The sequence below is a fragment of the Balneolaceae bacterium genome (assembly GCA_034521445.1).
GTDB lineage: Bacteria > Bacteroidota > Rhodothermia > Balneolales > Balneolaceae > JAXHMM01.
The window spans coordinates 53222-75599 of sequence record JAXHMM010000017.1 but is presented as its reverse complement, the minus strand read 5'-3'; the positions used below and the strand labels follow the sequence as shown (position 1 = coordinate 75599).

Genomic DNA, 22378 nt, shown 5'->3' with positions numbered 1-22378 from the left:
CGACAAATACTTCCTGCCACACCTGGGAAGCGAGTAGAGGTCAACTGCCGTTCGCTTCTTCGCCGTCCCTACCCGCACTATTCTCCTCCAGCTCTTTGGGATCGGCCAGGTGCTCAGGCAGTTTCTTGGAGGCCTTGGCGCCGAGCTCGCGGAGCATCTCCACCTGGCGGATCACGTTGCCGTGTCCGGCGGAGAGCCGGGTCATCGCCTGGTCGTAACTATCTTGCGTCTGCCGGATGCGCTGGCCGATGTCTTCCATGCTCTCTACAAAGAGCGTAAATTTGTCGTACAGCGCCCCGCCCCTTTCGGCGATCTCCATGGCGTTCTTGTTCTGGTACTCCTGTTTCCAGACGCTGTCGATGGTGGCCAGGGTAGCCAGCAGTGTGGAGGGACTCACGATCACAATATTTTTCTCGAATGCTTCGTAGTAAAGATCAGTATCTTGTTGCAGTGCAACGCCAAAGGCGGACTCAATTGGCACAAACATGAGTACAAAATCGGGGCTGTACTCCCCGTAGAGTTCCTGGTAGTTCTTGGAGCTGAGTCCCTTGACGTGCGAGCGCATGGACTGCACGTGCTGTTTCAGGTGCTTCTCACGCTCCTCATCCTCTTCGGCTGAAATAAATTGCTCGTAGGCCGAAAGGGATACCTTGGAGTCGATGATGATGTGTTTTTCGTCGGGCAGCTTTACCACCACATCGAGGATCCGCTGGCCACCCTCCTCCGTCCTGGCCCCCACCTGGGTCTCGTACTCCCTCCCCTCGGTAAGGCCCGACTTCTCCAGGATGCGCTGCAGGATAACCTCCCCCCACTTGCCCTGCTTGCCCGTATCGCCCTTCAGCGCCCGGGTGAGGTCCTTGGCCTCCTTGCTCATCTGCTGGTTCAGCTCATAGAGGTGCTTGAGATGCTGCTCGAGCGAGCTGCGCCCCTTGAGATCCTCCTTGTGGGTCTCCTCCACCTGCTTCTTGAACTCCTGAAGTTTTTCGCCCAGGGGCTTGAGAAGCTGGTCGAGTTTCTCCTTGTTCTGTTCGGTGAATTTTTTGGACTTCTCCTCCAGAATCTTGTTGGCCAGGTTCTCGAACTCCTCCTTAAAGCGCTCCTGCAGGGCCTGCATCTCCTCTTTTTGCTCGTCCAGGCGATCCTGCAGGTTTTCCAGTTCGGTCTCACGGCGTGCCAGCTTCTTCTCGGACTCGTTGGCACGGTCCATCTGCTGCTGCATGCGGTTGCGCTGTTCCTGCGCCTCGGCATCCAGACGCTCGTTTCGCTCTTCCAGCCGGGATATGGTGCGCAGCGCCTCCTCCTTCTGCTCTCTCAGTGCCGAAGCCTCACCCTGGGTGAGTCCCCCGCGGCTGCGCAGGTAGAGCCAGACCAAGGCGGACCCCAGCAAAAGTCCGGCGAGCAGAAAAAGAAGGTTGAACGATTCCATTATGGAAGACTATTCCGGGCGGTCCATGATTTTAACCGAGGTGGCTACCAGGGTATACTCCTGCTGGGGACCGCTGATGGCGTCCGCGTCCTCGCCGGCGTCTTCAGCGTAATGCTTGGCCTGCTCCTCGCTGAGTTCCTTGACGGCGAAGGTGCCGTCCACCTTTACTGTCAGCCCGGCCGTGTTGGTGGGGATAAAAAAGCCGTAGTCCTTGAAGGTGATGCGGGCCTGCACGCCTTCTGACTCCAGCATGAAGAAGCAGCCTTTTTTCTGGCAGACCTGCTTGATGGTGCCCTCGGCTTTCAGGCGCTGCCCGTCATACTGTTCCGCGGAGGCGATGACCGAGTCAATGGCCAGGATCTCCCCCTCCTCCTCGAAAGCGGAGCCGAAGACGCGGTAGTCGTCGGTCTGCTCCACCGGATCAGAGAGCTGGATGACCTCCTGCTGGGATTCGGAATTCTGGCTTTGGGTATCCTGGGCCTGGGAAAGGGTAATTCCCCCGAATAGAAAGACAAAGGTAAGGATGGCGTATCTCATGGCGTGTTGTAAGGATCTGGGGTGAGGGGTGTCTACTGCATGTGAATGAACCCCAAATATAGGAAAAAGGAGCCGTGCCATGCCACATGGATCTTCCGGGTTAACATGCCCGGTTCGGCGCATCGCCGCTTGAGGTTTTGTCGCGGAGGGGCTATTTACTTCTTACACTTTCAACTAAATCACCAATGCCATGATGTTTGAAGAGTTTTTCTGGGGAATAGGAGTACTTGGAATCCTGCTGGTCGTCATCCAGATCGCCCTGCTGGTCCTGGCCATCTGGCTGGCCTTCCGCTTTATCGGTGCGCAGGAGTCGATGGCGGACAGCCTTCGGATGATTGCCCGAGAGATGTATCGCAGCAACGACGACCGGGGGGCGGGCGGTTCCGCGCAGGGCTGACCCTATCAGTTTCTTCCCGTAAGGAAGGCGGCTATGCGCCTCAGAAGCTTCCACGGGCTCGCAGGCTCGTGCCCCCTTTCCGCCTGCCGGCGGCCTGTTTCAAAGGCAAGTTTCCACTGCCTCATGAGGATGCGCTGCGCATCCAGGAAGCTGTTTGATGGGTCGTAGATATTGGTGGACTCGGAGGTGACCCCGTTCACCTCGATCACCTTCAACCCCTCGCCCCTCTTCAGAGCTTCGGGAGAGGGTGCTTTCAGGTCATAGCGCCCGAAGGCAAATCCCTTCAGGCTGCCGCTTATGCGGTCCATGGCCCTGCGTAGATCATCGGTAATGTACTCGGCCCCGTCGCGAAAACGCGCACCCCGTGCATGCGTACCTATTTCCACCAGCGATACACGCTCGTCCTCGGCCGGAATTTCGTAGAGGCGGTTGCGCTGGGCCTGCAGGTGCCGCTTGGCAAGAGAGACCGCCCGGTCGTCTTCCAGGATGAGCTCTTCGATGGTGGAGGCGCCATCCCCTTTCAGGTAGAGCAGAGACTTGCAGGTGATGGAGAAAATATGTCCCGTCTGCTCCCCGGGCATGCGGTAGTAGAAGACCCCGTACTCCTCCCCTTCGACATAGCCCTGCAGGATGAGGTCGCAGCCGGCATCGGAAAGCAGCTCCTCCAGTCGCTCTCGCGAATGTACGATGTGGACGCCCTGCCCACGCTGTCCCCGGTCGGGCTTGAGGACCACCGGAAACGTCATCTCTTCCCGGTTGAGGAATTCGCGCGCCTCGAGTATGCGGTTGCCGGGGGGAAGATCGGCGGCTATGAGAGTCCACGGCGGAAGGAAGGGCTGCCGTCCCATGAGCTCCAGGATATCCGACTTCGACTCGCCCACAAAACCGCCCTCGGGCATGCCCGGGTTGGCTGCGGTAAAAAGGGTAAGGCTGCGGTAACGAAGTGACAGCCAGCCAATATAGAGGCAGACAGGCGCGTAGAGCACCCAGACCGGCCAGAATTCCCAGCGGGTGATGCGACGCCATCGGGAGACCAGCAGGCGACGTCCCCGGTAGCTGAAGGCGGGCATCACGCCCTTGACAAATACGACAAGAAACAGAAGGGTTCCCAGGATAACCCAGATAGCGTAGTTGCTATAGACCGAAAACCAGGCGATAAGTTCGCTGCCCACCAGCATGGATAGGCCCACCAGGATGGGCGTCCACGCCACGGCCGCCACCAGAAAGTAGAAGGTAAACATCCAGAAGCCTGCCCCCACCATGCCTGCGCTCAGGTAAGTGGGCAGGCGGCTGCCCGGCAGAAAACGGCTGGCGATAATGATGGCGGGACCCTTGGCGGCGAACCACTCGGAGCTTCGCTTGAGGTCCGCTTCTGAGATCATCCACTTCAGCGGGGCCTTCTTGAGTGCAGGCCGCCCCAGGAAACGCCCGATCAGGTAGAGTCCCATATCCCCAATAAAAATACCCAGGAAACAGGCCGCCGTGGCCGGCAGGAAGCCCAGGAGTCCCCGCGCGGCCAGCAGTCCGGCCCCGATGCAGGTGAGGTCTTCACTCACAAAAGTGCTGATGGCAATAATGAACATGAGAATGGCAAGGCTGAGTCCCTCAAAACGGGCGAAATCGATGTTCTCGAAAGAGCGTGCGGCCTCCTCCAGGCGATGCTGCGGGGCACCGGCGCGTGTGAGGGCCTTGCCCGCCTCCACCTCGCCTACAAAGACCGTGATGCGGGAGGCGAGCTCGGCGCTGCGGTCCGCCGCCAGGCTGTGATCGCCGCTGTATAACTCCAGCACACTCTGCGGCACGATGCGGGCGTGTTCCTTGGCTACCACGGATGGTACTACCGCGTCATCTTGCCCGTGCTGAATGAGCATGGGCTTGCTGTAGCCTTCTAGGTAGCCCCGAAGGGGACGCTGGTCGGTGTCAAAATTACCCCGCACATGGCTGAGCGTGAGTTGGGAACCCAGGCTACCGAAATGCGGCGTCAGGTTTCGGGCCATCCAGGTCACGCCCAGCTGGAAGCCGTAGACGGCCCTGTTGATGGGATGGGAGCCCAGCAGGCGGAGCTCCTGCACGCCTATGGCCGAGAGCAGGGTCAACGAGGCGGTCCGGGCGGAGTCGTCGTGCGCAAAATGGATAGCAGCCGCACCGCCGCGATTGTGTCCCAGCACATGCACGTTCTCCACACCCAGGGAGTCGAGAAGCTGGGACGCGTAGCGGGCGCGGCTCTGCATGGAGTAGTCGGGCAGGCTGTCGGCCGAGGGGTCCTGGGCGGGCCCGCCAAGCTGGATCACCCTCAGGGAGTCTGACAACCCTTCGGCGAGAGGTCGCACGCGCTCGCCGGCCGAAAGCAGCAGCAGGGTTGTAGGATCGGGGCGGGATCCCCGGTAGCGGTCCTGATAGGAAAAACGCACCGTGCGACTGGTGAGGCTGTCCCCTTCCGTCACCGCCAGCTCAAGGCTCTGTCCTACTCCGACACCATCGGCTTTGTCGGATTGCAGAGCCATCAAGGCGTGGGAAGCGCCCAGCAGCAGCAGGTAGGCCAGCAGCAGGCCCTTCCAACCAAGTATCCAGGAGCGAAGCGTGGGGTTCATCATCCGATGGGTTCAAAGAGCCGGCTTACGTTGTTTTCCAGCTCTTCTGCCAGGTTCTTGCGGTCGCCGCTGACCACCGGTTCTTCGCCGAAGCGAAGCGTTATCTCCACCCTCCGCAGGGTAATAAAATCCATGAAATGGCCGATAAAGTCCATATCGCCCCACCAGCAGACATACCGGGAGGCCGGTTTTTCGGGATCTCTGGTCTTGTAGCCTATGGAAACGTAATGCACGGGGTGGCGGTTTCGGGCCGCGTAGTGGAGCAGTGGAGCGTTGAAGGGATGGATCTTGTCTCCTTTGGTGCTGGTTCCTTCCGGAAAGAAGATGATCCCCTCCCCCAGGTCCAGGTGCCGGGCGATCTCGCGGTTCACCCGGGGGAGGTCGCGAATGTTGGCACGGTCAATAAAGATGACCTCCAGCCTGCGCATGGCCCAGCCGAAAAAGGCCCAGCCGGAGAGCTCCTGCTTGGCCACGAAGGTGGCGTCGGTAAGGTACCAGAGCGGCACCACATCGAGGTAGCTCAGATGGTTGGAGACCAGGATGAAGGGCCCTTTGGGCGGATTACCCTCCACCGTGAGCCTGAGACCAAAGATGGTAAAGCAGCCGGAGGCCCACCCCGTGAGAATGCGGTTTTTCCAGCGCAGGAAGTTGCCGTTGCGCCCCAGGGTGAGTCCCCTGGCCAGCACAACGCCCGCCATGGTGCCCAGGGTGAGCAGCCCGAAGGCCAGCAGTTTGATCAGGTTCCATACTCGGCTCATCGTGCACCCGTCATTTGAAAAAAAGCATGCGGGTTCGCTCGTCGAGATTCTCCACGTCGAGAAGGACGAGGTAGTCGATGGTCTTGAACTCGCGGTCGAGGGCCGGTTGGCTGCAGATCAGCGCGCCCACATCCATATAGAGCCGGAAGAGCTGCGGGAGCTGCACCGTTTTCCAGGCGTTCTCATCGCGCTCCACCTCCTCGCAGCGGAAGTCGGGCCTCGTCTCCACCCGTATATCCGGGTGCATCAGCCCGTTGTGCTCCAGGTAGTCCATGACTTTCCATGCGTCAGAGGGGTCCTGGCTGGTGATGGAGCAGCAGCCCAGCAGGTAGCGGCTGTTGGTCTGCTTGAGAAATTCGGCAATGCCCCTCCAGAGCAGGTAGAGCACCCGGCCGTTGCGGTGGTCCTTGGCAATGCAGGCCCGTCCCACCTCCACCGACTCGTACAGCACCTCTTCGGGAAGCTGCTCGAGCACGTACTCCCCGTCGGTGTAGTAGCCGTGGTTGCGCACGGCATTCTTGTAGGTTTGCAGGCGGTAGGTGCCAATAACCGATTCCGACTGACGGTCAATGACCAGCAGATGCCGGCAGTAGGCGTCGTATTTGTCCTCGTCCCTGCCCGTCTCAAAAGACTGCTCCAGTCCCTCGCCCAACTCCAGATTGAAGACCACAAAACGAAGATGCTGCGCCTCGCGCAGGTCCTCTTCGCTGGAGGCGAATCGAACCAGGTACTTGTTGCTGGATACCAGGTTTTGTGCGGGATTGGTGTTCAAGGTGCCTTGGATTCGGTTGGGCTGTGAAGGTTGCAGAGCCGTGTGACGATCGTATTACCGCAACGTAACAGTGCCATTACCAAGAAAGGGGGCTCCGCCCTCAAAAACAAATATAGCCACCCTGGCGGCTATCTGCGCGGTCCTTTGGCACCTTCGGTCATTTTCCGTTTCGATAGCGTTATTTTTTCGTTATTCTCCCTTGAAATTCAACCCTATGCCCACGTCATGATCCGCCGTTTCATTCTTCTTCCTCTCCTCGTCGCCGGTCTTCTCCACGCTTGCAGTCCGGGCCCTGATCCTGCCCGGCACATTACCGTCGACAAGATGCGCGGCTGGATCACCGAGCTCAGTTCCGACGAAATGAGGGGGCGCCAGGCCTTCACCCCGGACGCGCAGCGAGCCGCCGACTTCATCGCCGCGGAATTCAACGAGATCGGCCTTGAGCCCCTCGAGGGCGAGGATGACTTTCTACAGGATTTTACGGTTTACACCATTGAGCGCGGAGAACGCTCGCTCAATTTTAACGGCCGCAAGCTGGCGGCCGGCAATTTCATCGTGATGGGCGATTACGAGGATGTGCAGTGGGAGGATCTCTCGCAGGTGGAGGCGGCGCCCATCGGGCGGGCGGATCCCTTCACGGCAGCCTGGGAGGAATACAACGACAGCGGGAAGGACCTTGTGGTGCTGGTGCATACCGACCACGAAGAGGATTTCCGACGATACGCCGGCTTTTACAACCGCACGCGGCGCACCATGCGCCTCAATGAGGGCGGCACCCGGCTCTTTATTCTCACCGACGACACCGGGATTGACTCCGGCTCCCTTACGGCCGGGAATGAGGTCAGCAGCCGGAGGGGCGCCAATGTGGCCGGCATGATTCCCGGCACCGAAAGGCCTGATGAGTACGTACTTTTTTCGGCACATTACGACCACCTGGGGGTCGCCACTCCCGTCGAGGGCGACTCCATCGCCAACGGCGCGGACGACGACGCCTCGGGGACCTCCGCCGTCATCGCCCTGGCCGACTGGTACCGCGCGTTGGGACCGCAGGAACGCAGCCTGGTCTTCGTGGCCTTTACCGCCGAAGAGATAGGCGGCTACGGCTCCCGTTATTTCTCGGAGCAGATGGACCCGGCGCAGGTCGCTGCCATGTTCAACATCGAAATGATCGGCAAGCCCTCCCAGTTCGGTCCCAATACCGCCTTTCTGACCGGCTTCGAGGCCTCCGATATGGGAGCTATCCTCCAGCGCAACCTGGAGGGCACCCCCTACGCCATCCACCCCGACCCCTACCCCGAACAGAATCTTTTCTATCGCTCGGACAATGCCACCCTCGCCCGGCTGGGCGTGCCGGCCCACACGATATCTTCCGTCCAGATCGACACGGACGAATACTACCATACGGTGGATGACGAGCTGGAGACCTTGAACCTGGAGCACATGACCAACATGATACGCGCCATCGCCCTCAGCTCGCGCAGCATCGTCACCGGGGAGGATACCCCTTCGCGAGTGGACCCCGAGGGGCTGGACTGATCCTTACCCAACCCAAGCATTTCATACATGAATAGGCCCGAAATCGACCTGGTCGTCGAGGAGTACAAGCCGCCCGTCTGGAAGGTGGGTCTCCTCGCCCTGGGCGTGCTGACGGCCGGCGGACTCATTCTGCTCTGGAGCATCGACGACCCCATATGGGGCAACACCCTTCGGCTGATCATCTTTGCGGTCTTTGCGGGAGCGGTGATCTGCGGGCTCAAGACCATGGAGGGAAGGTATACGGTGCGGCTGGTCCGGGAGGCGGGGGAAATACGCTTTATTTACTTCAAGAACGGCCGCCGGTTGGAAGAGGAAAGCCTCGAGGAGGATGCCCTGATGGAGGTGGAAACAGACCATTTGCAGAAGGGTCTCCCGGGCCTTTACTTATGGGATGAAGTTTACCTTGCCGGACGCATACGCGGACGCGAGGAGCGGATGCACCTGTTCCATTTCGGGGGACGTCCACTGGCCTTTGATCCGGACACGGCCCGGCGCATCCGGCAGTTCCTTTTGGATTGATGCCCGGTGCGGTGCAACCGCAAGGCAGAATCACGGCAATCATCACTAAATATACGACCCATGAAACGCAGCGACTTTATGAAACTGATGGCGGCCGGCGCTGGAAGCCTGGCCCCCCTCTCTACCATTGCCCGTCCTGCCTCCGCCGGCGGGCAAGCCCAACGCTCGGCCAACGGCCTGCTGTCCGTCTCCAGCGGAAACGGCCTGCGCGCAACCGAACGGGCCATGGAGATGATGCGCGGCGGAAGCGACGCCATCGACGCCGTCATAGAAGGGGTGAATATCGTCGAGGAAGATCCGGACGACATTTCAGTTGGCTACGGTGGACTTCCCAATGAGGACGGCGTGGTGCAGCTGGATGCCTGCTGCATGCACGGCCCCACCCACAACGCCGGCAGCGTGGGCGCCCTCGAAGGTATCAAGACCCCCTCCAAGGTGGCCCGCCTGGTCATGGAGCAGACCGACCACGTACAGCTGGTCGGGAAGGGCGCCCAGGATTTTGCAAAAGCCCACGGCTTCACCATCGAAAACCTGCTTACCGACCGATCCCGCCGCATATGGCTCGACTACAAAGCCAGCCTCAGCGATGACGACGACTGGTTTCCGCCGCAGGACGAAGACGATTCCATCTCCTACCAGGGCCTGGAGGTGTACGGCTCGGGCAGCAGAACCCGCATCACCGGCACCATCAGCTGTATGGGACTCGATCAGAACGGAAATATTTCCGGGGTAACGACCACCAGCGGACTCTTTTTTAAGATCCCGGGACGCGTGGGCGACAGTCCCATCATCGGCGCTGGACTCTACGTGGACAACGAGGTGGGGGCCTGCGGCTCCACCGGACGGGGCGAGGAGAATCTGAAGAACCTGAGCTGCTTCATGGTGGTGGAATTCATGCGACAGGGCGACAGCCCCGAGGAGGCCTGCCTTAAGGTATGCCAGCGTCTGGTGGACCATGCCAAACTTCCCAACCTGCTGAACGAAAACGGGCGCCCCGACTTCAACGTGAACTTCTACGCCCTCAACAGGGACGGCGCCTACGGATGCGCCAGCATCTACGGACCCAACTCCTACGCCGTGCATGACGGCAACGAAAACGTCCGGCGGGAAGGTGCCTATCTTTTTGACGAGGACTGACGACAGGCTCGGGCATGCAGGTGATCCCGGCTAGTTGACTGCCAGCGGGAAAACCGCGGGACCGGCATTCCCGAACCGGTCCACCGCCTGCACACCGAATCGGTAGTAGGCTGGAGTATCTATCTCAGGCACATAGGCCGTGGTGTCCCCTATAAAAGCTTCATGCTCCCAATAGGCTGCGGTGGAGGCGCGCCAGACCACCCGGTAGCCGCGCAGGTCGGGCTCTTTGTTTGCTTTCCAGCGCAGGCGAACCCGGTCGCCCGATTCCGCCGTCTCCATGCGCACGCGTCGCGGACGGGCGGGTGCATCGGCCATAGTCGCCAGTGCGGCTACGCTTATGCGGGTAACCCCTGCCAGCCAGGCGGCGTCCCTCCCCTCCTGCATGCCATTTTCCGGCAGGCCTCCCACCAACCGGACCGTCGTATAGTCTTTCCTGATAAAGGCCCCCTGTGTAGAGGGATCGCCAGGTCGCCCGTCGCCGTACACCAATTCCACGGGCGACCCGGGCACATGGTCATCGGCCGTATGCCGAAGGAATCTGGCCAGATTGCGAGAGGGTGTGTCGTTCTCCCCTCCCGAGGCCAGCAGGGCGCGTTGGTAATCTCCCAGCTCCTCCCTGGGCGCAAATCCTTCGGCTACAATCCGCAATACCTGGGGAGCCTCACCCGAAGCCATACCCAGTTCGACCGAAAGTACGGCTTCGATGTCTAAATTCCTGCAGTTTACCTGCCGGGTAAAGGCCTCTGCCGCCGGAATACCCCCCTCACGCCCGTCCAGGGCCAGGAAAACCAGGGTGGCATCGAATTCCGCCCCCGTCAGAACACGGGCCAGCTCCAGAAGATATGCAGGACCGGCGGAGGAGTTTTTGGCTCCTTCGGGAGGTGCAACCGGGTAGGGACTGTATACCACGTAGATGCGGTTGCGGCCCTCCATTTGAATGCCGGGCAGTACGGCGACCACATTAACCAGCTCGCCGCCGCGGTGCGGGTGCCGGTCGTAGCTGAGCCTAAGCCTCCCCTCGTTCCCGCCGTAGCTGTTGAGCCGGCTGTAGACCCAGCGCGCCATGGGGTCCCCCGTGGCCTCTTCCCCGGCGGAACTAAGCTTGGCAGCCCTCAGCGTCATGGTGCGGGCCGTCGACGCGATGGAGTCAGCCGAAACGCGCTGCAGGAGGGCCCGCGTGTCGGCAGGGCCTTCCCGCATCTCCGGCTCGCCGCAGCCCGCAAGGAAAGCCAGCAGAAGAAACAGCAATAAGCTGCAGGTTGGTCGCATGGTAAAAGACTCCTTGATCACGTGGAACGCCTGATTGCCCTAAAGATATATGTGCAACAGCTGCATGATAGAGGTGACAGAGCGTAAATGTTGTAAAAGGTTTTTTACGTTTTGCAAAGAAATCCTTAATTAGAGGATCTCTTAAAACGGCATCAGAATCACATAAACGGATGGATATGAAACGCTTAGCACCGCTCTTCACGCTCTTTTTTGCTCTCACCCTCCTGGCGGCCTGTTCGGGAGAAACCGAAACCACCGCCGAAAAGGCCCAGCGCCTGGCCCAGGAGTTTATCATCGTTGACGGCCATGTGGACCTGCCCTCCAGGCTCAGCGGCGGCTGGGAAAACGTCTCCCAGCGTACGCCCGACGGGGACATCGACTTCGTTCGCGCCCGGGAAGGCGGACTCGACGCGCCCTTTATGTCCATTTACGTATCCACGCGATACCAGGACGAGGCCGGTGCGGCCTACAACCGGGCAGATACCCTTATCGACCTTGTGGAGCGCATCGCCAGCGAATGGCCCGACCAATTTGCCATCGCCACGACACCCGACCAGATCAGGCAGCATCACGAGGAGGGCCTGGTTTCCCTGCCCATGGGTATGGAGAACGGCGCAGGCATTGAGGACGATCTGGCCAACCTGCAGTACTTTTACGATCGCGGCATCCGCTACATCACCCTTACGCACGGAGAGGACAACCTGATCGGCGACTCCTCCTACGACGATTCCGAGGACACCCACGACGGGCTGAGCGACTACGGCCGCGAGGTGGTGCGTGAAATGAACCGACTGGGCATCATGGTGGACGTCTCCCACATCACCGACGAAACCTTCTGGGACGTCATGGAGGTAACCGAGGCCCCCGTGATCGCCTCCCACTCCTCCGCCCGCCACTTCACCCCGGGCTTTGAGCGTAACATGGGTGACTCGCTCATCGCGCACCTGCCCGAAAACGGCGGTGTGATCATGATCAACTTCGGTTCCGCCTTCCTGGACAGCGCGTCCGCCAACAGCGGCGACCGCGTGCAGCAAGCCATCTCCGACTCCCTGGAGGCTATGGGACTCGACCGCTCCAGCGATGAGGGGCGCCAGTGGGCCCAGCAGTACTACAACGAGAACTACCAGTTCAGCGACGTGGAGATGGTGGCCAATCACATCGACCACGTGGTGGAGCTGGCAGGCGTTGACTATGTGGGACTCGGTTCGGACTGGGACGGGGTGGGCAACACCCTTCCGGAGGGTCTCAAGTCGCCGGCCGGACTTCCCAACCTGATCGCCGAACTGCTGGAGCGCGGCTACACCGAGGAGGAAATCGAAAAAATATGCTCCGGCAACGTCTTCCGCGTCTGGGAGCAGGTCATCCAGACTGCAGAGGAGATGCAGTCATCCATGTAATGGACTTTGTACGTTCTCCCGCTTTAATTCTGGATCCTGAACGCTGCCGCGCCAACATCGCAGGCATGGCCGAACGCGCCCGCAGCTTCGGCGCGCGCCTTTGTCCCCACATGAAGACCCATCAGTCGGCCGAAATAGGCCGATGGATGCGCGCCGAGGGTGTGGAGGAGATCACCGTCTCGTCGGTGGACATGGCCGCGTATTTCGCTGAAGCGGGCTGGGAGGAGATCACCATCGCTTTCCCCGTCAACCTGCGGGAGATGGAGCGCCTGAACGGGCTGGCCTCCCGGCTTTCGCTGTCGGTGCTTCTGAGCGACCCCGACGCCTTGTCGGTCCTGCAGCGGGAAATGAACACAGATCTGGGCGTCTGGCTGGAGGTGGACAGCGGGTCCGGGCGCACGGGCATCCCCTGGGATAATACCGAAAAGGCTGGCGAGGTGCTGGACCGGCTGGTTGCGGCGGACCGCCTGCACTTCCGCGGCTTCTACTCCCACCCTGGGCACTCCTACGCGGCCCGCTCAGCCGAAGAGATACGGGAGATCAACCGGAGCTGTGCCGGGCGCCTGAGGAGCCTGCGCGATGAGCTGACCGCCGGGGAGGCGGTCATACGCATGGGCGATACGCCCTGCTGCAGCGTCGGAGAGGATTTCGAGGGCATTGAGGAGTGGAGCCCGGGCAATTTTGTCTTCTACGACCTCATGCAGGAGCAGATCGGCGCTTGCCGGGAGCAGCAGATCGCCTGCGCATTGGCCTGTCCCGTGGTGGCCCGCCACCCGCAGCGCCTGGAGGTGACGGTGCACGGGGGCGCCGTGCATCTCTCCAAGGATCGCCTGGAGGAGAACGGGGGCGTGCATTACGGCAAGGTGGTGCGCTTTGACGAGGACGGCTGGTCCGCCAGCCTGGAGGGATGCAGCGTAAGCCGCCTCTCCCAGGAACACGGACTGCTCTCGCTCAGCAGGGAGGTCTTCGACTCGGTGCGCCCCGGCGACCTGCTGGGCGTGCTTCCGGTGCATTCCTGCTTGACGGCCGACCTGATGGGAGGCTATCTCACCCCCCAGGGTTCGGCTGTCGACCACTTACGGGGAGGCTGAAGTTTCGCTCATTCTCCGACACGCCCGGTTTACCCGGCATCAGTCCACCCTGCCCAGGTACCACTCCAGTCGCCCGTCGGCGGGGTCCTTTCGCCGGACTTTCTGCAGGATGTAGCGCACCGCCCGGTCGGGCGTGATATGGAAATGGGTGCCTCCCAGCCTGCGCGCCAGTCCGCTTCGCAGCAGCACATCGCGAATGGCCCCCTTCAGTCCAGCGAAGTGCAGTTCGATACCGTGGTCTCCCAGTTCGTCCACCACCAGCTCCAGGGCCTCCACGGCGGTGGAGTCCATGTCATTGATGCTTATACCGTCAATGACCACCGCCTGCACCGGACGTCCCCTGCGCTCGCTTTCGCTGAGAATGTGCTCCTTGAAGAACTCGGCGTTGTTGAAGGAGAAGGAGGCGTCCACCCGCAGCACCAGTATGCCCTCCACCTGCACGGCCTCCGGGTGGCGCTGCACGTCGCGGAAGAAGCGCGAGCCCTCGATGTGTCCCAGCACCGCCACGTTGGGGCGGCTGGCCCGGACCAGCACGGCCACCAGGGAGGCGCTCACGCCCAGCAGGATGCCCTCCTGTATGCCCACCAGCAGGGTGGTCGCAAAGGTAAACAGGGCGATGTAGCCGTCACGCTCCTTGGTGTAGAAGAGCTGGCGGAGCTCGCCCACGTCGATAAGACCCAGGGCCGCCGTGATGATCACGGCGGCGAGGGCGGCCATGGGTATGTAATAGAGCAGCGGGGTGAGCAGCAGGAGGGCCAGCACCACCAGAAGGGCCGAAAAGACATTTGACAGGGGCGTCCGGGCGCCCGACTGCTCGTTGATGGCCGAGCGGGAAAAGCTCGCCGAGACCGGCAGCCCCCGGAAGATACCGGCCGCCAGGTTGGCCGCTCCGATGGCGAAAAGCTCGCTGTTGGGACGCAGGCTGTAGCGGTGCCTGGAAGCGAAAGTCCGTCCCAGCGAGGTGACGTTCATGAACTGCACCAGGGCCAGGGTGATGGCCGTGGGCAGCAGGCGGCGCATCTCCTCGAGTCCCGCCGAGGGGAGACCTGCCCTCGGCAGGCCGCCCTCCACCGCTCCCACCACGGCCACACCCTCACCGTGCAGATCCAGCCCCCATACCGCCAACGCCCCGCCGGCCACGATGATCAGGGGTTCCCAGGATACGCGCAGCAGCCGGTTCAGCAGCACGATGAGAACGATAGAGCCCAGTCCTATGACGGCTGTCAGCATGTGCGCCTCTCCCGGTGAGCGCAGAAGGTCGCCCGCCATCACAAAGATGTGGGCGGCCGCGTCGATCTCCATGCCCAGCAGGTTGCCCAGCTGACTCACGGCAATGATGAGCGGGGCGGCGGCCGTAAATCCCAGTACCACCGGCTTGGAGAGGAGGTTGACGATAAAACCCAGGCGTGCGGCCGACATGGCGACCTGGATCAGTCCCGCCATGAAGCTGAGCAGCACCGCGAGGGCGATGTAGCTCTGCGGGGAGGCGGGCGCCAGCGCAGACACGCCCGCCGCCACCACCAGCATGTCGATGGCCACCACGCCCACGGCCAGGTGGCGGGAGGTGCCGAAGAGCGGATAGACCATCAGGGGAATCACCGAAGCGTAGAGGCCGTAGACGGGCGGCACGCCCGCCAGCACGGCGTAGGCCATGGACTGGGGAATGAGTATGACTCCCACCGAAAGGCCGGCTGCCAGGTCACCCCGGAGATGGGCGGGCGAATATTCCCCCACCCACCGAAGTATGGTGAGATTCCGGCTCAGCCACGATGTAAGCCCTTCAAGGTTCATGGACGGGATTCGAGATTACGGCTGCGGTGCAAATCGGGTCTGTACCGCTTTAAAATCATTCCGCCTCTAACATACGCACGGGGCATTCATTTTTCACATGGTATGGCCACTTTTTGTTATATTTGGTGCGCCCCGAACGGGAGCCCCCGCCCCCTCCCGGCCGAAATGCCGGGGCAATGATGAACCGAAGCCATCCATAACCCAGCGCCACATGGACCTTGCGACGCCCGAAGACACCTTCAAAAACATCACCTTCCAGGGAGCCGGTTTCGGCGAGTTGGCCGAACATCTCTCGGCCCTGCCGGACGACGAATCACACCTGAGCCTCTTTCTGGGACTCTATCAGCCCGACAAGAAGCGCGCCCTTGAGGAACTGGGCCGGGCTGCCGGCAAGAGTGTGGAGACGGTGGACTTCGAGGAGTTGGTTTCCCGTTCCGAATCGGAAACCTATGAGGCCCTCGACCGTATCTTCGAACAGCACCGCAACACCGGCGCCCTCCTCTATTTCAGGAACGGCGATCAGCTCTGCGGGGTCTACACCGGCTACACCCACTCGAAGGTCAAATACGCCTCCCCCCAGGAGCGTTATTTCCTGCAAAAGGCGAAGGAACACAAGGGCCCCGTGGTGGTGGATATCTCCGAGTTTTCGGCGGCCGACAAGACCATCCGCCGCGCAGCGGGATCCATCGTGCGTTTCACCCTGCCAGACTCGCCGGTCAAGCGCTTTCTGTGGCATCTCAGGAACTATACCCTGCACGGTTTCGAGCTGCGTTCCAAGCGCCCCGACGCCTATGCCGACACCGCCGAGAATTATTAGGCCGGACCACCAACCGTAATTTTCAACTCTGATCCCCTCCCCCATGGCTGTAACTGTAAAACTGGACCGAAGCGGACGACGCGGAAAAGAGGTGACCGTCATCTCCAACATCCAGCATAATCCCCAAGTCATCGAGAAGCTGGAGAAGAAGTTGAAGAAACACTGCGGGGCGGGCGGCACCAGCTACGCCAAAACCATCGAGATCCAGGGCAACCAGATCGACAAGGTCACGACATTTCTTGAAAAAGAAGGATTCAACGTACAAGGCTGACGGCACCATGAACTCCCTCGACATACCCGACGAAGAACTCCGGGAAATCCTGGAACAGATCCGCAGCGACGACAGCCCGGTGGGTATCGATGCGGCCCGAACCCACGCCCTTATCCTCTACAAGCTCGACCGTATGGAGCGCCGGATGGAATCCCTGGAGATGAAATTCTTCGAGGAAGAGGAGGAGTAGTCAGAGCGACACCTTGCTCTCGCGGCGCGGGTCGAGGTCGTACAGGGAGGAGACCGTGGCCTGCACCGTCTTGTACCACTCGTTGCCGTACTTGTCGTTGATCTCGTAGAAGTCCTTGAAGTCCGGCTTGCGGATCTTCATTTTCCACTCCTGGTTCTTGGCCTTGTAGACCGGCTCCACGTGCAGCAGCTGGTGGAAAAGCACCATTTCGCGCGTATTTTCGTCCAGCATGTCCCACATCTCGCCCGAAATCTCGATAAGATAGTCGTTGCCGGAGTAGTATTTCACCTCGCGGGAGGCCTTCACGCATTTGGCGGCGCGGTATTTGGAGAGGTTGGGATAGACCAGGAAGTAGCCGATCTCAGCCGGACCGAAATCCATGTCCTCCCTGTCGATGACGCGTTTGGCGATGGCTTCGATTTCCGGGGACTCCATGAGCTGCTTGTTGCTGTGGCTGACGGTGTCTCCGGGTTTTAGAAAGTCGTTGTCTTTCATACTACTAAGTCTTTAAAGTCTAAAAGTCTTGAAGTCTAATAAGTCGGGAAGTCGGGAAGTCGGGAAGTCGGGAAGGTAGGGCTTGGCGGGCAGATTGTCAGCCCTCTTTTTCGTCCAGCATCCGCCGCAGGTAGTTAAGCTGTCCCAGGTGGTAATTCAGGTGCCCGTAGAGGTGGACCAGCACCTGACGGGTGCTCCCTTCCAGGGGCGTCCCCTCCGGGTAGTCGCCCTCCCACACCCCCTGGTCCAGGTCATTAAGGATGTGAAAGAGCGCATCCTTCAGCTCGCGCACCTCACGTATAAGAGAGGCGGCCGGTACGCCTGTGTTCGTAAACTCGCGCTCGCGGTCCCTCTGATAGTCCGTGCCGCCCAGGTGTGCGCCGATGAAATGACGCAGGTTGCCGACCAGGTGCTGTGCCAGCACCCCACAGGAGTTGGTCACCCCGGGAGGAGCCTTCCACATCAACTCTTCGGGCACCTGTTCCATCTCGGTGATCAGCCGGTCCAGGTCGCGTTCGAAGAGCTTGGTGAGTACTTGTTTTTCCATAACAAATGTGTTTCTATACGAAGGATGTTTACCCACCAATAACGACATACTTTTCCTGTGATGAAAGCCCCGGTCTCTGCACTCCTTTCCACCCTGCTTGCCGCCGTTCTGCTGATGGCGGGCTGTAGTTCGCCTGAAACCAACGCCCCCGAAGCGGTGGACGCCCCTTCCGGAGAGGCCTCCGCACGCGTTCCCAATCTGCAGGCCGGGCCGGATGGCGGGGTCTGGCTGAGCTGGGTGGAGGAAAACGCCGACAGCGCCGGCGACGGACAAGCACACCTTCGCTACGCCCGCTGGGAGGAAAATAGCTGGGGCGCCTCACAGACCGTGGCCTCCGGGAACGACTGGATCGTGAACTGGGCGGACATCCCTTCGGTAACAGGCGTAAACGGCGCACTGCTGGCCGCGCACTGGCTTCGCGAGATCCCTTCACCGGGCTTCACCTACGAGGTGCGCATGAGTCTTCGCGGCAACGGCGACTGGGACGATCCCTTTACCCTGCACGACGACAGCACGGCAACCGAACATGGTTTTGTCTCCCTCCTGCCCCGTCAGGACGGCTCCATGCTGGCCCTCTGGCTGGACGGGCGCCGTACGGCGGACCGGGGACCCGACTCCTACTTCGATCTGGGCCAAGCCATGACCCTGCGTTCGGCTGAAGTGGACGGCGACGGCGTCCGCAACCGGCGGCTGGTGGATCCTGCCATATGCGACTGCTGCAATACCGCCCTGGCGGCGGTGCCCGGCGGCGCCGTGGCGGCATGGCGCGACCGGACCGAAGATGAGATTCGCGACATCTCGGTGGCACGCTACCGCGACGGCGCATGGAGCGAACCGGTGAGCGTTCACCAGGACGGCTGGAATATTTCGGCCTGCCCGGTCAACGGACCCGCCCTGGCTTCCTCAGATTCCACGGTACTGCTGGCATGGTATACCGAGGCCGGTGGTACGCCGCGTGTAAAGGCCTCGCGGTCCGACGACGGGGGCATGAGTTTCGGAGAACCGGTGACGGTAGACCTGGGCGCTCCGCTGGGGCGGGTGGATGCGGCCATTTCGGGCGACAGGCTTTACGTAAGCTGGATGGAGGGTTCCAGCGGGGAGGAGGCCGCGTTTATGGTGCGGGAGGTGTTTGCCGGGGATGACAGACCGGGAACAGCGCAGGAGGTTGCCGCCATGTCACCCTCCCGCGGCAGCGGTTTTCCCAAAATGGCAAACGCGGACGGTCAGCTCCTTTTTGCCTGGACCGATCTGCAGGGAGAACGCCCGAAGATACGGACCGCCGTCATGAAGAACCTTCCTTGAGCGTGTTGTCCACCCTGTGCGGTTCCTCTTCCCGCAGTGAGGCCAGGCGGTCACGGATGCGGTCCCGTACCCGGTTGCGAAGTTCCATAATCTCATTCTGTGAAGATGAAAGTCCCTCTGTGGATACCGGTTCCAGGATCTGAAGACGTATGTTTCGGGCGCTGCCGAATTTCCAGCTGTTCTTGGGGAGGCAGTTCTGGGTGCCGTCGATGACCATGGGCAGCACGGGCACCTGCTGCCGTATGGCCAGCTCGAAAGCCCCGGTGGTGAAGCGGTTCATCCGCCCGTTGCGGGAGCGGGTGCCTTCCGGGAAAAAAATCACCGAACAGCGCTGTTTCAGCGTTTCTTCGGCGCGGGAGAGGGTAGCCGACTTTCGATTTAGGGCGGAGCGGTTCACGGGAATGTCGCCCGCAAGCCGCATCATCCAGCCCACAAAGGGAAAGGAGAAAAGCTCTTTCTTGGCAATCCATTTCATCTCCCACGGCAGGTTGGAAATAAGCGGGATGTCTGCCTGGGAGAGGTGGTTGCAGACCATCACATAGGGGCGCCGATCGTCAATCTGACGGTGACCGCTGATGGAGATATTCCAGTAGGGATTCAGTCGGGAGATGGCCAGTCCCAGTCTGCGGAAGAGACGCCCGGTACCGTAGCGTGCAGGATCGCGGTCGGCCAGCCGCCGTACTCCCATCATGGGCAGCCACAGCAGTACCAGCAGGCCCACTCCCATCCATATGACGACCGATTTGAGTCCGTCGCCCATTTCGCCGGTCAGCTCGTGATTTTCGGAATGAAGCTTTTGATAATTCCCCAAATGCCTTTGGCGGGTTTGCGTGCCCGTTTGTTGCGGCTCACCGCCTTCTCCACGATTTCCGGCTGCATGTGATCAGGCAGATTGCCGCGTCCCCCGTTTTCACGGCGCGAGCCTTGTGTACCGGCCGTGGTTTCCCCGTTGCTTCCGCGGGAGCGACCCTTCCGTCCGGATTCCTTTTTCTGACGGCCACCGTCCCTCGAGGACGATTTACTATCCTCGTCACTGGGTTCCTCCTTTTTCTCCTGCTTATTTAGCTTCTTCTCGGGCTTCTTCTGCTCCTCTTCCTGCCGCTTGGGCTCCTTCTTCTTAGTTTCCTGCTTCTTAGTTTCCTGTTCCTGCGTTTCCTCCTGCCGGCTCTTCTGATTGTCTGCATCCTTCGAATCAGATTCTTTCTTGTCGCCGTCCTTCTCGCTATCCTTGCCGCCGGAGGGCGAGGGTCGTTCGGGAAGCTTGCTGCGGTCGATGATGGCCCGGCCCTGCTCGTCCGTGGGAATGGGCTCGCGCTCGTCCTCCTTTTTTCCGGACGATTCCTTGCGTCCGGAGTCATCCTTGCCGGATTCCTTGCCCCGGGCGTCCCCGCTTCCGCCTTTCGCCCCGGAAGTGGCACTCTTCTCCTCGTCCATGGCTTTTTGGGCGTCTTCGTAGATGGTCAGCTGATCACCCACCACACTGCGGATGTCACTGAAGTACTTCTTGTCGCGGTTGGTCACGAAGGTGACGGCCGTGCCCGTCTTGTCGTATCGTCCGGTGCGGCCCACGCGGTGGATGTAGTCGTCGGTGGTGTTGGGCACATCGTAGTTGATGATTATCGACACATTGTCGATGTCGATACCGCGCGAGAGCACGTCGGTGGCCACGATGACCGGATATTTTTTGTTTTTAAAAGCCCGTAGCGCTTCGTTTCGCTCCTCCTGGCTGCGGTCGCCGTGTATGCTAATGGCGGGAATGTCCCTCTTCTTGAGAGTGCGCTGCAGCTCGTCGGTGCCTTTTCGTGTTGCTACAAAAATGATGCAGGTCTCCCATTCCAGCGTATCGAAGATGTGATCGATGAGCTTCAGCTTCTCCTTGGGGTGCACGAAGTAGGCGCGCTGGTCCACCGAATCGACCGGCTTGGAGATCTCGAACTCCACCTTCTTGGGGTTGGGTTTCATGACGCGATCGACCACCTTCATCACCTCACCGGACATAGTGGCCGAGAACAGCATGGTCTGCCGCTCCTTCGGCAGGCTCTGTACGATACTGGTGACATCGGGAATAAAACCCATATCGAGCATGCGGTCAGCCTCGTCCAGCACCAGGTACTTCAGCTTGCTGAAATCGATGCCCGTGACATTCATCTGGTCGAGCAGCCGCCCGGGCGTGGCCACGATAATGTCTACGTTGGCCCGGATGGAACGCGCCTGGGCGGCAAAGTCACTGCCCCCGATAATGGTGGCGGAAGTAATGGGGGTATGGTAACCCAGGGCGAAGATCTGTTCGTCAATCTGCTGGGCGAGCTCGCGGGTGGGCGACAGCATCAGGGCCTGGTGGTAGTCGCCGGGGTCCTCCATGATTTTCTGGATGACGGGAATCACGAAAGCGCCCGTCTTACCGGTGCCTGTCTGCGCGGCGCCGATCACGTCATGTCCCTCAAGAATCAGCGGGATGCACTCGTCCTGTATGGGAGTGGGTTCTTCAAACTTCAGGTCGGAAAGGCCCATCCCGAGCTCAGGGCTCAGGTTAAACTTCTCGAAACTCAAGATGGCTGGGTGTTTGATTCAAAATTACAAAGGGTACAAATATAGGACAGATTCAGCTAAGATACGATTATAAATCGATCGAAGGGATGCGCACGCGGGTCATTTTTTAAACCTGTGAAAAATGGATACTTTCCAGTCTCATTAATCTGCAACCCAATCGCAACCAAGACTTTATGATGACACCGAAACGATATACCCTTCTCAGCCTGGTTCTGGGACTCCCCTTTTTCCTTTTTATGGCGTGCAGTTCCGGCGGTGCCGGGGCAGGAGGATCGGCCAGTCTGGAAAGCAACATCGATTCCGTCAGCTACGGCTTCGGCTACAACGTCGGTCAGCAGATGAGCTCTTCGGGCATGAACGACCTTAAGGCCCAGCAGTTCATGGCCGGTTTCAACGACGCCATGGGGGAGGCTGAAAACCGACTCAGCAATGCCCAGATGCAACAGCTGCTCACGGAGTACCAGATGCAGGCGCAGCAGCGCGCCCAGCAGCAGCGCCAGCAGGAAGGCCAGCAGAACATGGAAGAGGGCCAGCAGTACCGCGACGAGAATGCGCAGAACGAGGCCGTAACCGTTACCGATAGCGGCCTGCAGTACGAGGTCCTGGAGGAGGGCAGTGGCGCATCGCCTTCCGTAGGCGACTCGGTGGTTGTGCACTACGAGGGCACCACCATCGACGGCACGGTGTTCGACAGCTCCCGCGAGCGGGGCCAGCCCCAAGGTTTTCTGCTTGAAGGCCTGATCCAGGGCTGGCAGGAAGGCATTGCCCTGATGCAGGAGGGTGCGCAGTACCGTTTCGTCATCCCGCCCGAACTTGCCTACGGTGCCCAGGGAGCCGGACAGCAGATCGGTCCCAGCGAAACCCTCATTTTTGAAGTGGAACTTCTTGAAGTCCACGAGCGCGACGGCAACTGATTCCGTCCCCTCATCCCATTGGAAAGGGCCGCCCAGCGACTTGCCGGGCGGCCCTTTTGTGTTAGTCCTCG

The 22378-nt window shown here is 60.5% G+C and carries 22 protein-coding genes; 11 read left to right on the top strand and 11 right to left on the bottom strand.

What is annotated here, in order from left to right; all coding sequences use genetic code 11:
• Nucleotides 1-40 precede the first annotated feature (40 nt).
• Both rmuC and U5K31_14185 read right to left on the bottom strand, forming a co-directional pair.
• On the bottom strand, nt 41-1426 hold the full coding sequence (rmuC, locus tag U5K31_14190; protein ID MDZ7773871.1) for a DNA recombination protein RmuC: 1386 nt from the start codon (nt 1424-1426) through the stop codon (nt 41-43).
• 9 nt (nt 1427-1435) lie between these two features.
• Nucleotides 1436-1963, bottom strand: a complete 528-nt coding sequence (locus U5K31_14185) for a DUF4920 domain-containing protein (GenBank protein ID MDZ7773870.1) — start codon at nt 1961-1963, stop codon at nt 1436-1438.
• A gap of 190 nt (nt 1964-2153) precedes the next feature.
• Between U5K31_14185 and U5K31_14180 the strand changes: the two genes are divergently transcribed.
• Entirely contained in the window at nt 2154-2360 is a 207-nt protein-coding gene (locus U5K31_14180) for a hypothetical protein (GenBank protein ID MDZ7773869.1), read from the top strand.
• A gap of 5 nt (nt 2361-2365) precedes the next feature.
• On the opposite strand, the gene U5K31_14175 is transcribed toward U5K31_14180, so the two are convergent.
• The 3 genes from U5K31_14175 to U5K31_14165 are packed head-to-tail and all read right to left on the bottom strand — an operon-like array spanning nt 2366 to nt 6481.
• Nucleotides 2366-4954 carry a VTT domain-containing protein gene (locus tag U5K31_14175; GenBank protein MDZ7773868.1) on the bottom strand — a complete coding sequence of 863 codons (2589 nt, stop codon included), beginning with the start codon at nt 4952-4954 and terminating at the stop codon, nt 2366-2368.
• Complete coding sequence (locus U5K31_14170; protein ID MDZ7773867.1) at nt 4951-5709, bottom strand: lysophospholipid acyltransferase family protein; 759 nt, start codon at nt 5707-5709, stop codon at nt 4951-4953. The genes U5K31_14175 and U5K31_14170 overlap by 4 nt, the downstream gene beginning before the upstream one ends.
• Nucleotides 5710-5719: 10 nt before the next feature.
• Nucleotides 5720-6481 carry a GNAT family N-acyltransferase gene (locus tag U5K31_14165; protein ID MDZ7773866.1) on the bottom strand — a complete coding sequence of 254 codons (762 nt, stop codon included), beginning with the start codon at nt 6479-6481 and terminating at the stop codon, nt 5720-5722.
• A 225-nt stretch (nt 6482-6706) separates the two neighbouring features.
• Here U5K31_14165 and U5K31_14160 point away from each other — a divergent pair, with 225 nt between their 5' ends.
• Genes U5K31_14160 through U5K31_14150 form a run of 3 tightly spaced genes read left to right on the top strand, consistent with a single transcriptional unit; the run spans nt 6707 to nt 9673 of the window.
• Nucleotides 6707-8017, top strand: coding sequence for a M20/M25/M40 family metallo-hydrolase (locus U5K31_14160; GenBank protein MDZ7773865.1), 1311 nt, complete (start codon nt 6707-6709; stop codon nt 8015-8017).
• Nucleotides 8018-8044: 27 nt separating this feature from the next.
• The gene (locus U5K31_14155; GenBank protein ID MDZ7773864.1) at nt 8045-8536 is read left to right on the top strand and encodes a hypothetical protein; all 492 of its coding nucleotides are present in this window, start codon (nt 8045-8047) and stop codon (nt 8534-8536) included.
• Between the two features lie 60 nt (nt 8537-8596).
• Nucleotides 8597-9673: a N(4)-(beta-N-acetylglucosaminyl)-L-asparaginase gene (locus U5K31_14150; GenBank protein MDZ7773863.1), complete on the top strand. Its 1077-nt coding sequence runs from the start codon at nt 8597-8599 to the stop codon at nt 9671-9673.
• Between the two features lie 30 nt (nt 9674-9703).
• On the opposite strand, the gene U5K31_14145 is transcribed toward U5K31_14150, so the two are convergent.
• On the bottom strand, nt 9704-10942 hold the full coding sequence (locus U5K31_14145) for a M28 family peptidase (GenBank protein ID MDZ7773862.1): 1239 nt from the start codon (nt 10940-10942) through the stop codon (nt 9704-9706).
• Between the two features lie 176 nt (nt 10943-11118).
• Between U5K31_14145 and U5K31_14140 the strand changes: the two genes are divergently transcribed.
• Entirely contained in the window at nt 11119-12339 is a 1221-nt protein-coding gene (locus U5K31_14140) for a dipeptidase (protein ID MDZ7773861.1), read from the top strand.
• Nucleotides 12339-13430, top strand: coding sequence for an alanine racemase (locus U5K31_14135; GenBank protein MDZ7773860.1), 1092 nt, complete (start codon nt 12339-12341; stop codon nt 13428-13430). The genes U5K31_14140 and U5K31_14135 overlap by 1 nt, the downstream gene beginning before the upstream one ends.
• Nucleotides 13431-13469: 39 nt before the next feature.
• Here U5K31_14135 and sulP read toward each other — a convergent pair whose 3' ends face one another.
• Nucleotides 13470-15221, bottom strand: a complete 1752-nt coding sequence (sulP, locus tag U5K31_14130) for a sulfate permease (protein MDZ7773859.1) — start codon at nt 15219-15221, stop codon at nt 13470-13472.
• 211 nt (nt 15222-15432) lie between these two features.
• Between sulP and U5K31_14125 the strand changes: the two genes are divergently transcribed.
• From U5K31_14125 to U5K31_14115, 3 genes are read left to right on the top strand one after another with little or no spacing between them, the layout of a single operon-like run.
• On the top strand, nt 15433-16038 hold the full coding sequence (locus U5K31_14125) for a hypothetical protein (protein ID MDZ7773858.1): 606 nt from the start codon (nt 15433-15435) through the stop codon (nt 16036-16038).
• A gap of 43 nt (nt 16039-16081) precedes the next feature.
• Nucleotides 16082-16309: a translation initiation factor gene (locus tag U5K31_14120; GenBank protein ID MDZ7773857.1), complete on the top strand. Its 228-nt coding sequence runs from the start codon at nt 16082-16084 to the stop codon at nt 16307-16309.
• Between the two features lie 7 nt (nt 16310-16316).
• On the top strand, nt 16317-16499 hold the full coding sequence (locus tag U5K31_14115; protein MDZ7773856.1) for a hypothetical protein: 183 nt from the start codon (nt 16317-16319) through the stop codon (nt 16497-16499).
• Here the strand turns inward: U5K31_14115 and U5K31_14110 are convergent, their stop codons facing one another.
• A complete protein-coding gene (locus U5K31_14110) occupies nt 16500-16994 on the bottom strand; it encodes a putative metallopeptidase (protein ID MDZ7773855.1) in 495 nt (164 codons plus the stop codon).
• Nucleotides 16995-17091: 97 nt separating this feature from the next.
• On the bottom strand, nt 17092-17541 hold the full coding sequence (locus tag U5K31_14105; protein MDZ7773854.1) for a DUF1572 family protein: 450 nt from the start codon (nt 17539-17541) through the stop codon (nt 17092-17094).
• A 60-nt stretch (nt 17542-17601) separates the two neighbouring features.
• Here U5K31_14105 and U5K31_14100 point away from each other — a divergent pair, with 60 nt between their 5' ends.
• On the top strand, nt 17602-18843 hold the full coding sequence (locus tag U5K31_14100; GenBank protein ID MDZ7773853.1) for a hypothetical protein: 1242 nt from the start codon (nt 17602-17604) through the stop codon (nt 18841-18843).
• Here the strand turns inward: U5K31_14100 and U5K31_14095 are convergent.
• Both U5K31_14095 and U5K31_14090 read right to left on the bottom strand, forming a co-directional pair.
• Nucleotides 18824-19603, bottom strand: coding sequence for a lysophospholipid acyltransferase family protein (locus U5K31_14095; GenBank protein ID MDZ7773852.1), 780 nt, complete (start codon nt 19601-19603; stop codon nt 18824-18826). The genes U5K31_14100 and U5K31_14095 overlap by 20 nt on opposite strands.
• An 8-nt stretch (nt 19604-19611) precedes the next feature.
• Entirely contained in the window at nt 19612-21393 is a 1782-nt protein-coding gene (locus U5K31_14090) for a DEAD/DEAH box helicase (GenBank protein ID MDZ7773851.1), read from the bottom strand.
• A 173-nt stretch (nt 21394-21566) separates the two neighbouring features.
• Here U5K31_14090 and U5K31_14085 point away from each other — a divergent pair, with 173 nt between their 5' ends.
• Nucleotides 21567-22307, top strand: coding sequence for an FKBP-type peptidyl-prolyl cis-trans isomerase (locus tag U5K31_14085; GenBank protein ID MDZ7773850.1), 741 nt, complete (start codon nt 21567-21569; stop codon nt 22305-22307).
• Nucleotides 22308-22378: the final 71 nt, after the last annotated feature.